This is a genomic window from Allobosea sp. Root483D1, assembly GCF_001429505.1.
Taxonomy (GTDB): Bacteria; Pseudomonadota; Alphaproteobacteria; order Rhizobiales; family Beijerinckiaceae; genus Allobosea.
On record NZ_LMJW01000022.1, the window covers coordinates 826,070 to 841,233 of the forward strand.

The window sequence follows — 15,164 nt, forward strand, 5'->3', positions numbered from 1 at the left end:
TTCGGCCGCGATTGGTTCAGGCCCGGTTCAACCGGGACGCGCTAGATCGGGCACCAAGGCGGACATCCGCCGACAGGAGAATGTCATGTCAGATTTCGGAAAGAGCCGCTTCCTCGTGACGCTCGCCGTCGCCGGCAGCATTCTGGCAGCAGGCCTGACGCCGGTCATGGCGGGTGAGACCCGCCCGGTCGGCTTCGACAAGAGCCGCCTCGACGCGGCGCAGGCCGATTATTCGCAGTATTATCGCCGTGGCTGGCGCGGCGGTAACCGCGGTGCGGCGATCGCGGCCGGCGTCGGTCTCGGCGTCCTCGGCGCTGCGGCGATCGCTGCCAGCCGGCCACGCTATGCCGAACCCGTTTACGGCTACGGTGGTGGCTATGGCTACGGTGGCGGTGGCGGCTATGGCTACGAACCGAGCTATGTCTATGAGGAGCCGGTCTATGTCGCGCCGCGTCGCTACTATGCTCCGCGCCATTACGGCTACTATCCCGACAATATCCGGGACCCGGCCGGCGGCAGCTATCGCTGAGGCTTGATCCAGGCAAACAGCCTTAATCAGTTCTGAACGCCTGGCGCCTAGGCTTCAAGGGTCGCTTCCGTCGCATGGCGGGGCGGCCCTTTTCGCGGCGCGCCGGACCAAGCGGCTCCGATCCCGGAGTCATTGCCTTGTCGACCTTGGAGACTGACGATGAAACCCTCGCTCAAGACGCTGCTGTCCGGCTGTGGCGCGGTCGCCCTGGCGATGTTCTGCTCCGGCGCGGCAATGGCCCAATACTACAATGACGGCTACGATCGCCGTTATGACCGCCGGAACGAGCGCCCTGGCTATGACCGAGGTCACGACCGCGGCTACAATCAGGGCCGGCGCGACGATCGAGGCTATGGGCGCGATGATCGAGGCTACGGGCGCGACGACCGCCGCTATGGCCGGGACGGCGGCGGCTACCGGCGTGGGCCCGACCCCGGCAATCCGCTGGCCGGGATGAGCATCGAAGACCAGAAGCGGGCGATCAAGAACCAGCGCGACGCGCAGAAGAAGGCGATCAAGCGCGGTTATCTTCTTCAGTAGCCCAATCGTCTTCCGGCCCGCTCGCATCCGATTCGAGGCGGGCGAGCCGGTCGAGAGCACCCTGCAGGATGTAGGCTGCCGCCATCTTGTCGACGACCGCGGCTCGCCGGGCGCGCGAGGCGTCGGCATCAAGCAATGTGCGGGTGACTGCGAGCGTCGACATCCGCTCGTCCCAGAACACGATCGGCAACGATGTCAGCGGCGCGAGGTTGCGCACGAAGGCCCGGGTCGATTGCACCCGCGGCCCTTCCGTTCCGTCCATGTTGAGTGGCAGGCCGATCACCAATCCGGCGATCGCATGCCGCTCTGCCACCTTCAGCAGCGCCATCGCATCCAGCTTGAACTTGACGCGCTTGATCGTCTCCAACGGCGACGCGATCCGGCGCTCGACATCGGAGAGGGCGAGCCCGATCGTCTTGGTGCCGAGATCGAGCCCGAGCAGGCGGGCGTGCTCGGGCAAGGCAAGGAACTGGTCCAGGGCGACGAGGTTGTTGGCCATCTGTGGCGGGTAGCACGGGACGCCCGCCTAGGCGAGCGGCCCGCTTGAGCATTTTCGAGCGAAGTGGATACCAGTTCGCGTGAAGAAAATGCGATAGAACAGAAGCTTAGAGCTTCCCGCACTTCGAAGAATGCGGAAAAGCTCTAACTCAGTTGGCGTTCTGCGGCGTCAGGCCTGCCGCCTTCAGCGCCGCGCCCCATTTTGCGACCTCGGCGGCGAAGCGCTTGGCGTGGGCTTCGCGGGTCCATTCGGCCGGCGGGAAGGCGCTGGTGCCGACAGCCTTGAAGCGTTCAAGCACGGCCGGCTCCTTCAGTGCCGCCTGCAGCGCGCCGTTGAGCTTGTCGAGCGCCGCGGCCGGCGTGCCCTTCGGCGCGTACAGCCCGTGCCAGATCGTCATGTCGATCTCGGTGCCGGCTTCGCGCGTAGTCGGAACGTTCGGCAGCACGCCGAGACGCTCCGGCGAGGTCACGGCATAGGCGCGGATCTTGTCGCCCTGGATCTGCGGCACTGCCGTGGTCGACTGGTCGCAGAGCACGTCGACCTGGCCGCCGACGAGGTCGTTCATTGCCGGGCCGGTGCCGCGATAGGCGACCTGGGCGAGCTTGACGCCCAGCGCCTGCGAGATCAGCACGGCGCACAGATGCGCGTTCGAGCCGACACCGGCATGGGCGACGGTAAGCTTCTCGGCCTGTTGCTTGGCGTAGGGGAAGAAGGCCTTGCCATCGACCGGGGGCAGAGCAAGCTTGCCGGCGATCACCATCGGCCCGGTGTTGACGAGGCCGACCGGTGCGAAGGCGGTCTGCGTGTCGTAGCCGAGGTTGGCGTAGAGCGCCGGCGCGGCGGCGAGCGCGAGATGATGGATCAGCAGCGTGTGCCCGTCAGCTTCGGCCGCGACGAGGCGTTTGGCGCCGGCCGTCCCGCCTGCGCCGGCGATGTTCTCGACGATGATCTGCTGGCCGAGCGTCCGGCCCATATGCTCGCCGAGCAGGCGCGCGATCACGTCGCTGGGCCCGCCGGCGGCGAACGGCACGATCAGCGTGATCGGCTTGTTCGGAAAGCCTTGGGCCAAGGCAGGCGTGCCTAACCCCAGCAGGAACAGTCCTGCCAGGGCGCCGCGGCGCGTCGTAAGGAATCTGCGGAAATTGGCGATCATTCGTTTCCTCCGGTGTGGCGGCCGCTCTGCGTCGGCTTGGTCGAAATCTCGGGCCGTGTGGTCCTCGAGCTTGGGTCGCTCTGCTTCGAGCGAAACTTTATAAATATGGGGCAACAAATTGATGTTGCGTCGATTATAAATCAACCGATGCTCAAGCGCGCCTGTGGAACGGGGCGGTTCAGCGAAGGTCAGACAGGTAGTGAACCTCCTGGGTCAGGCACAGGCTGAGCCTGTGCTCCACCGGCGTGCCGTCGAGCGACAGGGCGATGCGGTCGATCTGCAGGGCCGGCTCGCCGGTGGGGACGCCGAGTGCCGCGGCATCGTCTGCGCAGAGCGCCACCGCCTTCAGCCGCTCGCGCGCATTGGCGATGGTGATGCCGTAGTGCCCCGCATAGAGGCTGTAGAGATTGTTCGGGATCGGCCCGTTCTCCAGCCCCGGGAAGAGCTGCTGCGGCAGGCTGAGTGTCTCGACGATCAGCGGCGCGCCATCGAAGGCGCGCTGCCGGCGGATGCGGATGACGGCGGCACCCTCGGCCAGGTCCAGCGCCGCGCGTTCCGCCTCGCTGGCCGGACCGGTCGTCACTGAGAGGACGACGCTGTCGGGAAAGCGCGGTTCGCCGCGATCGGGCGCCAGCTTGAAGAACTGGAACAGGATGCGGCGCTCGTCATGCTCGGCGACGAAGGTGCCGCGGCCTTGGCGCCGCACCACGAGGTTCTCGGCAGCGAGCTCGTCGAGCGCCTTGCGCACCGTGCCTTGGCTGACGCCGATCTCGGCGGCGAGCTGGCCCTCGCTCGGCAGCACTGCCCCGGGCGCCCAGACGCCATCGACCAGCCGGCGCACGAAGATCGCCTTCACCTGCCGATAGAGCGGCCGGAAGCCCAGCGCCTCCGGCTTATCGGGCTCTCGCGGCTGTCCTGCGATTTCGAGCTTGTGCACACTCATATGTCTTATATAAGACTTGGGCGCAGCCACGTCGAGCCCGATTTCGCAGATGGGTCGGCGTGCAGGTCACGAAATCGGTCAGGGGAGTTCGCCATGAGCAAGCCGCATCTGCTGGTGCACGAGAAGAAGGACACGGTCGGCGTCGTCGTCGTCGAAGGCCTGAAGGCCGGGACCGACATGCTCTGTGTCGTGACGCACGACAATTCCGACTTCCGTCTGGCCGCCAAGATGGACATCCCGATCGGACACAAGGTCGCGCTCAAGGATATCAAGAAGGGCGACACGCTCTGGAAATACGGCCAGGACATCGGCGTGGCCAAGGCCGACGTGAAGCAGGGCGAACATCTCCACGTCCACAACGCCAAGACCAAGCGTTGGTGAACGTCAGGCGCTGGTGAGCGCCGGCAGTCGTCCATCCCGATCTCCGGGCTCCCGCCAGGTCGAGCCCGCAACCGTCCAGGAAACGCCAATGTCCTCCATCGTCGCCAATTTCGACCTCGTCAAAGGCAAGCTCGCCCGGGTGAAGGGTCGCAAGATCGAGGCGCCCGAGTTCAAGACGCCCTTCGTCAAGCGCCCGACCGGCCGCAGCCTCGATTCCTTCATGGGCTGGCGCCGTGAGAATGATCGCGTCGGTGTGCGCAACCATGTGCTGCTGCTGCCGCTCGACGATCTTTCCAACGCCGCCTGCGAGGCCGTCGCCAACAACATCAAGGGCACGCTCGCGATTCCGCACGCCTATGGCCGCCTGCAGTTCGGCGAGGATCTCGAGATCCATTTCCGCACGCTGATCGGCACCGGCTCGAACCCGAACGTCGCCGCCGTCATCGTCATCGGCATCGAGGATGGCTGGACCAAGCGCGTCGTCGACGGCATCGCCAAGACCGGTAAGCCGGTGGTCGGCTTCGGCATCGAGGGCCATGGCGACATCGCCACCATCGCCAAGGCCTCCTATGTCGCCAAGGAGTTCGTGCAGTGGGCGACCGAATTGCAGCGCGTGAAGTGCGGCATCGAGGAGCTCTGGGTCTCCACCAAGTGCGGTGAGTCGGACACGACCACCGGCCTGTCCTCCTGCCCGACCGTCGGCAACATGTACGACAAGTGGATCCCGCGCGGCGTCTACGGCGTCTTCGGCGAGACCTCGGAGATCACCGGCGCCGAGCATCTCTGCAAGGCGCGCGCGGCCACCCCGGAAGTGGGCGAGCGCTGGTACAAGATGTGGAAGGCCTATCAGGACGACGTCATCGAGGCCCACAAGACCGACGACCTTTCCGATTCGCAGCCGACCAAGGGCAACATCGCCGGCGGCCTGACCACGATCGAGGAAAAGGCGCTCGGCAACCTCGAGAAGATCGGCCGCGAGTGCAAGTTCATCGACATCCTGGAGCCGGCGCAGGCGCCGGAGAAGGGGCCTGGCCTCTACTACATGGACACCTCCTCGGCGGCGGCCGAGTGCGTGACATTGATGGCGGCGGGCGGCTATGTCGTGCACACCTTCCCGACCGGGCAGGGCAACGTCATCGGCAATCCGATCGTCCCGGTCATCAAGATCACCGGCAACCCGAAGACGATGCGCACCATGCCCGAGCACATCGATGTCGACGTATCCGGCATCCTGCGTCGCGATCTCACCATCCCGCAGGCCGGTGATGCCCTGATCGAGAACATCGTGCGCACGGCGAATGGCCGCCTCACGGCTGCCGAGGCGCTCGGCCATCGTGAGTTCTCGATGACCAAGCTATACCGCAGCGCCTGAGCAACAGCTCTCCGGGCGCGACGAGGCAAAAGTGTCGGACAGGATCGTTTCCAGGATCGCTTCATTGCATGCGCCGGGGCGGGACGTGTTGCCCGCCTATGTCCGTGCCTTGGAGGCGGGCTGGTCCCCGAACACGATGCGCAACGTCGCGCCCGAGCAGCTCGCGGCGATCGCGGCCGATCCGGACGCCTTCCTGTCCGGCCTGACCGGGCGCGGCGGCAAGATCCGCCTGCACGATGGCAGCGAGGTCGCGCGCCTGCCGGACATCATCCGCTGGATCATCGCGACCGATCGGCCGGAGCGCCCCTTCGTCGGCAGCATCAACCTGCGCTGGCAGGAGGACGATGCCGGCAGGCCGGTCACGGAGCTGCCGTCGCATGTGCTCGGCCATGTCGGCTACACCATCCTGCCGAACCATGCCGGAAACGGCTATGCCAGCGCGGCCCTTGCGGCTGTGCTTGCCGAGGCCCGCACCATCGGCCTGCCCTTCGTCAAGATCACCTGCGACGCCGATAATGCGGCCTCGCGGCGGATCATCGAGAAGAATGGCGGGCGTTTCATCGAGAATTTCGTCGCTCCGTTCTACGGACCCGGGGAACGACTGATGTACCGGATCGATTTGCAATCATGACCGAAGCAGCCGTCCCGCGCCTGGCGAAAGGCCTTGGTCCGCTCCTGCCGGGCATCGCGCTCTCGGCGGCGGTGGCGGTCGCCTCCGTGCTGGCCGAGCCCGTCCTGAAGCAGCTCGCCGGTGGACGCGTCGGCATCCCGGCGGTGGTCATCGCGCTGGTGATCGGCATGGCGCTGCATCCGGTCGCGAGTACGCATCGCTTCCTCCCGGGCATGACGTTCTGCGTCAAGAAGCTGCTGCGCTGGGCGATCGCGCTGCTCGGCCTGCGCGTTGCGCTCGGCGATATCATCGCACTCGGCCTGGGCACGGCCCTGCTTGTCGTCATCTCCATGGTGGCGACCGTGGTCTGCGGCTTCGCGCTGGCACGGTTGCTCGGCCGCGAGCCCGGCGTCGGTGCTCTCGCCGGCGTCGCCACGGCGGTCTGTGGCGCCTCGGCTGCCCTCGCCACATCCACCGTCGTGCCCGATTATCGCGACAAGGCCGCCGACACCGCCTTCACCGTGATCGCGATGAACGTGCTCGCGACGATCGCGATGCTGGCCTATCCGCTGCTCTGCGTCTGGCTCGGCCTCTCGCAGCAGCAGACCGGCGTGATGCTGGGGGCGACCATCCATGATGTCGCGCAGGTCGTCGGCGCCGGCCAGGCGGTCTCGGACGAGGCGGCGAACGCGGCGGTGATCGTCAAGCTGTTCCGGGTCTTCCTGCTGCTGCCCGCCGTGCTGATCGTCGGCTGGTGGCTGACCCGCCATGGCGAGACCCATGGCGATGCCAAGGTGCCGGTTCCGGTCTTCGCCTTCGTCTTCCTGGTCATGTGCGTGGTCAACAGCGTGCTGAGCACGCAGGCCGGGCTCGCCGGCATCTACCTGCCGATCCGCGACATCCTGCTCGAGGTCTCGCGCTGGGGCCTGCTGATCGCGATCGCCGCGCTCGGCCTGGGAACCTCGATCGCAGCGATGGCCCGGCTCGGCTGGCGCCATCTCGCCGTGGTTACCGGCACCAGCCTCGTCATCCTCGTCGTCGCCACAGGCGGGATCATCCTGCTCGGCTGATCGAAACTCACAGCGGAAAGTGCCATGACCGACATCGTCATCACCGAATTCATGGACGAGGCGGCGGTCGCGGCGCTGAAGGCGCGCTACAGCGTGCATCACGATCCCGATCTTTTCGGCAAGCCCGACGAGCTCGCGCGTCTTATGGTCGATATCCCGGCGCTGATCGTGCGCAACCAGACGCAGGTTCGCGGCGCGCTGCTGGCGGGCGCGAAGAACCTCAAGGTCGTCGGCCGGCTCGGCGTCGGGCTCGACAATATCGACATGGAGGCCTGCTCGGCGCGCGGCATCCAGGTCTTCCCGGCGACGGGCGCCAACAGCCTGTCCGTGGTCGAGTATGTGATCGGCACGGCGATGACGCTGCTGCGCGGCGCATATTTCGCCAATGCCGCCATGCTGGCCGGCGAATTCCCGAAGACCAAGTTGATCGGCCGCGAGATCGCCGGCAAGCGCATGGGCCTGGTCGGCTTTGGCGCGATCGCGCGCGACGTGGCCCGCCATGCGAAGGCGCTCGGCATGACCGTCGCAGCGTATGATCCCTACGTTTCAGCGGACGCACCGGTCTGGCAGGGCGTCGAGAAGCTCGAGCTCGACGCGCTGCTTGCGACCTCCGACGTGATCTCGATCCATCTCCCGCTGACGCCGGAGACGCGCGGTGTGATCGGCGAGGCTGCCTTCGCCAGGATGAAGCCCGACGCCATCCTGATCAATGCTGCTCGTGGCGGCATCATGGACGAGGCGGCGCTGGTCGCGGCGCTGAAGGGCGGGCGCCTCGGCGGCGCGGCGCTCGACGTGTTCGAGCAGGAGCCGCTCAAGGCCGACGGCGCAAAACTCTTCGCCGGCACGCCCAATTTGATCCTGACGCCGCATATCGCCGGCAACACGGTCGAATCGAACGGGCGGGTCTCCGGCCTCGTCGCCGAGCGGGTCATCGCGGCTCTGGAGGGCAGAGCATGACACGGCTGTCGCTGGAAGCGGCCGAGCAGAAGGTCGCGGACCTCTTCATCGAGGCCGGCGCCTCGCCTGCCAATGCCGCTTCGGTCGCGCTGGCGCTGGTCATGGCCGAGGCGGACGGGTTGAAGGGCCACGGCCTCTCGCGCGTGCCGACTTACATTTCCATGCTGCGCTCCGGCAAGATCGACGGCGAGGCCGTGCCGATCGCGCGCCAGCCCAAGCCCGGCGTGCTGGCGATCGACGCCGCCCATGGCTTCGCCTATCCGGCGATCGACCTTGCGGTGATCGAACTGCCCGAGATCGCCCGGAAGCAAGGCATCGCCGCCGCGCCGATCCGCCGCTCCAACCATTGCGGCGCCGCCGGCCTGCATGTCGAGCGGCTGGCCGAGCAGGGGCTCGTCGCGCTGCTCTTCGCCAACACACCCGGCGCGATGGCGCCCTGGGGTGGAGCCAAACCGGTCTTCGGCACCAACCCGATCGCGTTTGCAGCACCGTTACCGGGCCGCGAGCCGCTGGTGATCGACATGGCGCTGTCCAAGGTGGCGCGCGGACCGATCGTCGCCGCCAGGCAGAAGGGCGAAGCAATTCCGGAGGGCTGGGCGCTCGACGCCGCCGGCAAGCCGACCACCGACCCGGCGGCGGCGATCGCCGGCACCATGGTCCCGCTCGGCGACGCCAAGGGCGCGACGCTCGCGATGATGGTCGAGATCCTCGCCGCCGCGCTGGTCGGCACCCATTTCGCCTTCCAGGCGTCATCCTTCCTCGACGACAAGGGCGGCCCGCCCGACACCGGCCAGCTCATCCTCGCCATCGACCCGGCGGGCATGGGCGGCAACTGGTTCGCCGAGCGCATGCGGATGCTGACCCATGCGATCGAGGAGCAGCCGGGAACAAGGCTGCCCGGCATGCGGCGCTATGCTCTGCGGGCCAAGGCGCGGGCAGAAGGGATCGAGGTCGCTCTCTGAGCCGCGCCGTCATGCTCGGGCTTGACCCGAGCATCTCAGGCAGGATGAGGCGCCAACAAGCGCCATCTCGTCATGAGATTCTCGGGTCTGCGCTGCGCCGGAGAATGACGGCGAAGATTACACGAAATCGAATCGATCAACATCGACAAGCCCTTTGTCGGTGATCTTCAGATGCGGGATCACCGGCAGCGTCAGGAAAGCGACCTGCAGGAAGGGCTCTGCCAGCACGACGCCGAGCGCCTTCGCCGCCGCACGCAAGCCTTCCAAACCGTGCCGCACCGTCTCGAACGGCTGGTCGCTCATCAGCCCCGCGACGGGCAGTGCGAGCTCCGCCGTGACCTTGCCGCCATCGGCCACGGCGAAGCCGCCGCCGGTCTCGATCAGCCGGTTTGCCGCCGCCGCCATCGAAGCCTCGTCGACGCCGACGACGCAGAGATTATGGCTGTCATGCCCGACCGAGGAGGCGATGGCGCCATGCCTCATGCCGAAGCCATGGACGAAGCCGCTGGCGATGCCGCCATTGCGGCCATGACGCTCGATCACCGTGACCTTGACGGCATCCTGCTCGAGATCGGGCAGGGCGACGCCATCACGCGACGGCAATCGCATGGACAGCCGCTCGGTGATGATCCGGCCGGGCACGACGCCGATCACCGGCGTCTCGCCGTTGCGAGCCTTCACCGTGAAATCCTCCGGCGCGAGCTTGCGGCTGCGGACGCTGTGCAAGCCGACCGCTGAAACCGCCTTCCGATCGGCGAACAGACCGTCCTCGACCAGCCTGCCGCCGGCGAAGACCTGTTTGACACGGCAGGCGGCGAGATCGTCGACCAGCACGATGTCGGCGCGCTTGCCGGGACCGATGAAGCCGCGATCGAACAGGCCGAAATTGCGCGCCGCCGAGAGGCTGGCTACGCGATAGGTCGCGAGGATGTCGGCCCCGTGTGCGATCGCGGTGCGGATCATGTAGTCGAGATGGCCTTCCTCGGCGATGTCGAGTGGGTTGCGGTCGTCGGTGCAGAAGGCGAGGAAGGGCGAGGCATCGCGGGTGATCAGCGGGATCAGCGCGTGCAGATCCTTCGAGACCGAGCCTTCGCGGATCAGGATCGCCATGCCCTTGGCGAGCTTTTCGCGGGCCTCCTCGGCCGTCGTGGTCTCATGGTCGGTTCGAATGCCGGCAGAGAGATAGCCATTGAGGTCGAGACCGCGGACCAGCGGCGCATGGCCATCGATATGCCGGTGTGAAAATGCTTCCAGCTTGGCGAGGCAGCCGGGGTCGCGATGAAGCACGCCAGGGAAGTTCATGAACTCGGCGAGGCCGATCACCTTGGGGTGGTCCATGAACGGGGTGAGATCGGCGGCCTCGAGCGCCGCGCCGGCCGTCTCCAGATGCGTCGCCGGCACGCAGCTCGAGAGCTGGACGCGCAGATCCATGCGCATCTCTTCGGCGCAGGCGAGGAAATAGCGGATGCCCTCGGCGCCGAGCACATTGGAGATCTCGTGCGGGTCGCAGATCGCGGTGGTGACGCCGTGCGGCAGCACGCAGCGCTCGAATTCGAGCGGGGTGACCAGCGAGGATTCGACGTGCAGATGCGTGTCGATGAAGCCGGGCACGGCGATCAGTCCTGGGGCATCGAACGTCGTCTTTCCCTCATAACGGCCATGGGTGCCGACGATGGTGTCGCCGCAGAGCGCGATATCGGTTTCGACGAGGTCGCCCGAGACGAGGTCGAACAGCTTTGCGCCGCGGATGACGAGATCGGCCGGCTCATCGCCGCGTCCTTGCGCGATCCGGCGGGCGAGGGTGGCTGCATCGGTCATGGAAAACCTTTCGATCCAAAAGCGGTGGTCGTCCCGGGCGACCGAAGGGAGACCCGGGACCCATGCCGGAACCTCGATCCAGGGAAGCTCGATTTTGTCGGCGGAGAAGCTAGTCTCGCCATGGTCAGGCATGGGTCCCGGGTCTGCGCTTCGCTCCGCCCGGGACGACTCGGATATTGGGTACGACTATGTGGCTCTACATTCTGGCGAGCCAGAAGAATGGCACATTGTATGTCGGCGTCACGAAATCCCTATCGAAACGCATTGAAGAGCACCGCGACGGTCGAGGTTCCGAGTTCGCCCGGCGTTATGGCGTGCGGCTCGTCTACGCTGAACCCTTCGCCGACCCCGTCGAGGCGATCGCCCACGAGAAGCGCATGAAACATTGGCGTCGCTCCTGGAAAATCGCCTTGATCGAACGCGCCAATCCCGACTGGAACGACCTGTATTCAACCGTGCATCTCGATTGAACCGGCCAGCCCGGCTATACCCTGCCGGCACAGCCTTTTCGCGGAGACCATCATGCAGCTCACCTGGTTCGGCCATTCGGCGTTTCGGCTCGACCTGCCCGGCGCCTCGGTCCTGATCGATCCGTTCTTCACCGGCAATCCGGCTTTCGAGGGCGATGTCGCTGCGGCCAGCAAGGGCGTCAGCCATATCGTCGTCACCCACGGCCACGGCGACCATGTCGGCGACACGCTCGCCATTGCCGCGGCGAACGACGCCACCGTGATAACCAATTACGATCTGTGCATGCACCTCGCCTCGAAGGGGCTGAAGAAATTCCAGCCGATGAATACCGGCGGCACCGTCGACCTCGGCGCCTTTTCGGTGACGCTGGTCCGGGCCGACCATTCGGCCGGCATGGGCGAGGCGGGCGTGAGCGTCCCGGTCGGCAGCGCCAATGGCGCGATCATCAAGGCTGCGGGCGAGAAGACGCTCTGGCACATGGGCGACACCGACATCTTCTCCGACATGGCGCTGCTCGCCGAGCTGCATGGCGTCGAGATCTGCATCTGCCCGATCGGCGACCGCTTCACCATGGGCGCCAAGACGGCAGCGCTGGCAATGACCCGCTTCGTCAAGCCGAAGGTCGCGATCCCCTGCCATTACGGCTCCTTCCCGATCATCGCCCAGGACGCGGCGGTGTTCGTCGAGGGATTGAGGGGCAGCGGCATCGAGGCGCTGGTGCCGGAGAAGGGCAGGGCTGCGGCGGTCTGACACCACCGTCATTGCGAGGGGCGCACAACCAGCGGGCCGCAAGTAAGTGCTTACTTACTGGCGGCCCGCGCGCTATAGCGCAGGCAACCCATATCCGGCTTGTTCAGCCGATCCCAACAGGAGCCCGCCCATGTCGGTCGACGCCGCCACCGTCAAACGCGTCGCGCATCTCTCGCGCATCGCCGTCGATGATGCGGACGTGCCGAAGCTGCAAGGCGAGCTCAACGCCATCCTCGGCTTCGTCGAGCTGCTCAACGAGGTCGATGTAACAGGCGTCGAGCCAATGACCTCGGTCACGCCGATGGTGATGAAGAAGCGCCAGGACATCGTGACCGACGGCGAGATCGCCGACGAGATCGTCGCCAATGCGCCGGCCTCCGAGGACGACTACTTCATGGTGCCGAAGGTGATCGAGTGAGCGCCTGAGGCGCTCCGCTCACCATCATCGCCCGACCGCATACGTTTTACGGATATTCGCCGTGACCGATCTTACCCGCCTGACCCTGACCGACGCCCGCGACGGGCTGAAGGCCAAGCAGTTCTCTGCCACCGAGCTCGCCAAGGCGCATATCGCCGCCGTCGAGCAGGCGCGGGCGCTCAATGCCTATGTGCTGGAGACGCCCGAGCACGCGCTGAAGCAGGCCGCCGCCTCCGACGAGAAGCTCGCCAAGGGCGAAGCTGGTCCGCTCGAGGGCCTGCCGCTCGGTATCAAGGATCTGTTCGCGACCAAGGGCGTGCGCACTACCGCCTGTTCGAAGATCCTCGGTAATTTCGTGCCGGCCTATGAATCGACAGTGTCGAGCCAGCTCTGGCGCGATGGAGCCGTCATGCTCGGCAAGCTCAACAACGACGAGTTCGCCATGGGCTCGTCGAACGAGAGCTCGGCCTTCGGGCCGGTGGTCAATCCCTGGCGGCGCAAAGGCTCCAACGTAGGGCTGGGCTCGAATGTCGGGGCCGGCGCTGCCGGCGCGATAGAGGGCAATCATCTGGTGCCCGGCGGCTCCTCCGGCGGCTCGGCTGCGGCGGTTGCCGCGCATCTCTGCCTCGCTGCGACTGCGACCGATACGGGCGGCTCGATCCGCCAGCCTGCCGCCTTCACCGGCGCGGTCGGCATCAAGCCGACCTATGGCCGCTGCTCGCGCTGGGGCATCGTCGCTTTTGCCTCCTCGCTCGACCAGGCCGGGCCGATCGGCAAGACCGTGCGTGACTGCGCCGTGATGCTGCGCTCCATGGCCGGGCATGATCCGAAGGACACCACCTCGGTCGATCGCGCTGTGCCGGACTACGAGGCCTCCGTCGGCCGCTCGGTCAAGGGCATGAAGATCGGCATCCCCCGGGAGTATCGCCTGGAGGGCCTGAACGCCGAGATCGATGCGCTCTGGCAGCAGGGCATCGACTGGCTGAAGGCGGCCGGCGCCGAGATCGTCGAGATCTCGCTGCCGCACGCCAAATACGCGCTGCCGGCCTATTACATCGTCGCGCCCGCCGAAGCCTCGTCCAACCTCGCCCGCTATGACGGCGTCCGCTATGGCCTGCGCGAGCAAGGCCGCGACATCGTCGAGATGTACGAGAAGACCCGCGCCGCCGGCTTCGGCGCAGAGGTCAGGCGCCGCATCATGATCGGCACCTATGTGCTGTCCTCGGGCTATTACGACGCCTACTACCTGCGCGCCCAGAAGGTGCGCACGCTGATCAAGCGCGATTTTGAAGCTGTCTACGACCAGGGTATCGACGCGGTTCTGACACCGGCGACGCCATCCGCCGCCTTCGGCATCGGCGAGAAGGGCTCGGCCGACCCGGTCGAGATGTATCTCAACGACGTCTTCACGGTGACCGTGAACATGGCCGGCCTGCCGGGGATTGCCGTGCCGGCCGGTCTCGACAGCCAGGGCCTGCCGCTCGGCCTGCAGCTGATCGGCCGGCCCTTCGACGAGGAGACGCTGTTCTCGCTCGGCCAGGTGATCGAAGAGGCCGCCGGCCACTTCCCGGTAACGGAGCGTTGGTGGGCCTGAGCCCGCCGCCGCTTGATCGGTCGCATTCCGAATCCTGATTTCTCTCGCGCGATTACGGGTGGCAGTCTCCGCGCCTGATCAGGCTGCCGGAGACCGCCATGCCGTCCTATCCGTTCGAGACCGTCGACGTCTTCACCGGCACCCGCTTCGGCGGCAACCAGCTCGCCGTCTTCACCGATGCGCGCGGCCTCTCCGATGCCGAGATGCAGGCGCTGGCGGCGGAGATGAACTATAGCGAGACCACCTTCGTGCTGCCGCCGAGTGATCCGGCCAACACGGCGCGCGTCCGCATCTTCCATCGCACTGCCGAGATGCCCTTCGCCGGCCATCCCAATGTCGGCACCGCCTGCGTGCTCGCCGGCCATGGCCGCGACCGCGATGGCATCCTGCTGTTCGAGGAGCTGGCCGGCCTCGTCGAGGTCCGGATCGCGCGCGATGCCGCCGGGCTGGTGACAGGTGCGACCATTGCCGCTCCGCAGGCGCTCTCGCTCGGCATCCAGCTGCCGGCTGACGCGATCGCCGCCTGCGCCGGGCTCAGCCCCAAGGATGTCCTCACCGGGCGCCATCAGCCGCAGCAGGCCTCGGTCGGGGTCAAGTTCGTCCTGGCCGAGGTCACGCCGGAGGCGCTGACGCGCGCGCTGCCGGATATCGCCGCCTATCGTCGACTCGAACAGACCAATCCGGCCCTTGAGGGGCGCTTGTCGATCTTCTTCTACGCCTGGGATGGCAACAGCGTCCGCGCCCGCATGTTCGCGCCGCTTGCCGGCACCTGGGAGGATCCCGCGACCGGCAGCGCCAGCGCGACGCTGGCGGCTCTGACTTTGTCGCTCTCCGACAAGGACCGCCTTGCCTTCGAGATCGCGCAGGGCATCGAGATGGGCCGACCGAGCCTGCTGCACGTCGCAGCGCGGCGCGTCGACGGCGAGATCCGCGCCACCGTCGGCGGCGGCTGCGTGCCGGTGCTGCGTGGCGAAGCGACTGTGTGAGAGACGCGCTCTTCAACAAAGTGAGCGTCGTCCCGGGCGACCGCAGGGAGACCCGGGACCCATTCCGGAACCTCAATCGTCAAGGCTCCGGAATGGATCCCGGATCTTCGC

17 protein-coding genes are annotated in these 15,164 nt (G+C 66.7%); 13 read left to right on the forward strand and 4 right to left on the reverse strand.

Annotation, left to right across the window (positions count from 1 at the left end):
- Positions 1-85: 85 nt before the first annotated feature.
- Together ASE66_RS26610 and ASE66_RS26615 are read left to right on the forward strand one after the other, a co-directional pair.
- Positions 86-529 (forward strand): hypothetical protein, encoded by a 444-nt coding sequence (locus tag ASE66_RS26610; RefSeq protein WP_057192724.1) that lies wholly within the window; start codon positions 86-88, stop codon positions 527-529.
- A 159-nt stretch (positions 530-688) separates the two neighbouring features.
- Positions 689-1,069: a hypothetical protein gene (locus ASE66_RS26615; RefSeq protein WP_057192725.1), complete on the forward strand. Its 381-nt coding sequence runs from the start codon at positions 689-691 to the stop codon at positions 1,067-1,069.
- Here the strand turns inward: ASE66_RS26615 and ruvX are convergent.
- From ruvX to ASE66_RS26630, 3 genes are all read right to left on the reverse strand, one after another.
- On the reverse strand, positions 1,044-1,568 hold the full coding sequence (ruvX, locus tag ASE66_RS26620; RefSeq protein ID WP_057192726.1) for a Holliday junction resolvase RuvX: 525 nt from the start codon (positions 1,566-1,568) through the stop codon (positions 1,044-1,046). The genes ASE66_RS26615 and ruvX overlap by 26 nt on opposite strands.
- Positions 1,569-1,716: 148 nt before the next feature.
- Positions 1,717-2,721: a tripartite tricarboxylate transporter substrate-binding protein gene (locus tag ASE66_RS26625; protein WP_082613750.1), complete on the reverse strand. Its 1,005-nt coding sequence runs from the start codon at positions 2,719-2,721 to the stop codon at positions 1,717-1,719.
- 178 nt (positions 2,722-2,899) lie between these two features.
- The gene (locus ASE66_RS26630; RefSeq protein WP_244495072.1) at positions 2,900-3,658 is read right to left on the reverse strand and encodes a GntR family transcriptional regulator; all 759 of its coding nucleotides are present in this window, start codon (positions 3,656-3,658) and stop codon (positions 2,900-2,902) included.
- Positions 3,659-3,757: 99 nt separating this feature from the next.
- Between ASE66_RS26630 and ASE66_RS26635 the strand changes: the two genes are divergently transcribed.
- The 6 genes from ASE66_RS26635 to ASE66_RS26660 all read left to right on the forward strand — a co-directional run bounded on the left by ASE66_RS26635 (position 3,758) and on the right by ASE66_RS26660 (position 9,016).
- Entirely contained in the window at positions 3,758-4,045 is a 288-nt protein-coding gene (locus tag ASE66_RS26635) for a UxaA family hydrolase (protein ID WP_057192728.1), read from the forward strand.
- 220 nt (positions 4,046-4,265) lie between these two features.
- The gene (locus ASE66_RS26640; protein WP_057193423.1) at positions 4,266-5,417 is read left to right on the forward strand and encodes a UxaA family hydrolase; all 1,152 of its coding nucleotides are present in this window, start codon (positions 4,266-4,268) and stop codon (positions 5,415-5,417) included.
- 31 nt (positions 5,418-5,448) lie between these two features.
- The gene (locus ASE66_RS26645; protein WP_244495073.1) at positions 5,449-6,048 is read left to right on the forward strand and encodes a GNAT family N-acetyltransferase; all 600 of its coding nucleotides are present in this window, start codon (positions 5,449-5,451) and stop codon (positions 6,046-6,048) included.
- Positions 6,045-7,097 (forward strand): YeiH family protein, encoded by a 1,053-nt coding sequence (locus ASE66_RS26650; RefSeq protein ID WP_057192730.1) that lies wholly within the window; start codon positions 6,045-6,047, stop codon positions 7,095-7,097. The genes ASE66_RS26645 and ASE66_RS26650 overlap by 4 nt, the downstream gene beginning before the upstream one ends.
- Positions 7,098-7,121: 24 nt before the next feature.
- A complete protein-coding gene (locus ASE66_RS26655; RefSeq protein WP_057192731.1) occupies positions 7,122-8,054 on the forward strand; it encodes a hydroxyacid dehydrogenase in 933 nt (310 codons plus the stop codon).
- Entirely contained in the window at positions 8,051-9,016 is a 966-nt protein-coding gene (locus tag ASE66_RS26660; RefSeq protein WP_057192732.1) for an Ldh family oxidoreductase, read from the forward strand. Before ASE66_RS26655 ends, ASE66_RS26660 begins: the two co-directional genes overlap by 4 nt.
- Positions 9,017-9,133: 117 nt before the next feature.
- Here the strand turns inward: ASE66_RS26660 and ade are convergent, their stop codons facing one another.
- Positions 9,134-10,834, reverse strand: coding sequence for an adenine deaminase (gene ade / locus ASE66_RS26665; protein ID WP_057193424.1), 1,701 nt, complete (start codon positions 10,832-10,834; stop codon positions 9,134-9,136).
- A 188-nt stretch (positions 10,835-11,022) separates the two neighbouring features.
- Between ade and ASE66_RS26670 the strand changes: the two genes are divergently transcribed.
- From ASE66_RS26670 to ASE66_RS26690, 5 genes are all read left to right on the forward strand, one after another.
- Positions 11,023-11,304, forward strand: a complete 282-nt coding sequence (locus tag ASE66_RS26670; protein ID WP_057192733.1) for a GIY-YIG nuclease family protein — start codon at positions 11,023-11,025, stop codon at positions 11,302-11,304.
- A 52-nt stretch (positions 11,305-11,356) separates the two neighbouring features.
- On the forward strand, positions 11,357-12,055 hold the full coding sequence (locus ASE66_RS26675; RefSeq protein ID WP_057192734.1) for a metal-dependent hydrolase: 699 nt from the start codon (positions 11,357-11,359) through the stop codon (positions 12,053-12,055).
- 130 nt (positions 12,056-12,185) lie between these two features.
- Positions 12,186-12,473, forward strand: a complete 288-nt coding sequence (gene gatC / locus ASE66_RS26680) for an Asp-tRNA(Asn)/Glu-tRNA(Gln) amidotransferase subunit GatC (protein WP_057192735.1) — start codon at positions 12,186-12,188, stop codon at positions 12,471-12,473.
- 61 nt (positions 12,474-12,534) lie between these two features.
- Positions 12,535-14,067, forward strand: a complete 1,533-nt coding sequence (locus tag ASE66_RS26685) for an amidase (RefSeq protein WP_057192736.1) — start codon at positions 12,535-12,537, stop codon at positions 14,065-14,067.
- Positions 14,068-14,165: 98 nt separating this feature from the next.
- Entirely contained in the window at positions 14,166-15,053 is an 888-nt protein-coding gene (locus ASE66_RS26690; protein ID WP_057192737.1) for a PhzF family phenazine biosynthesis protein, read from the forward strand.
- Positions 15,054-15,164: the final 111 nt, after the last annotated feature.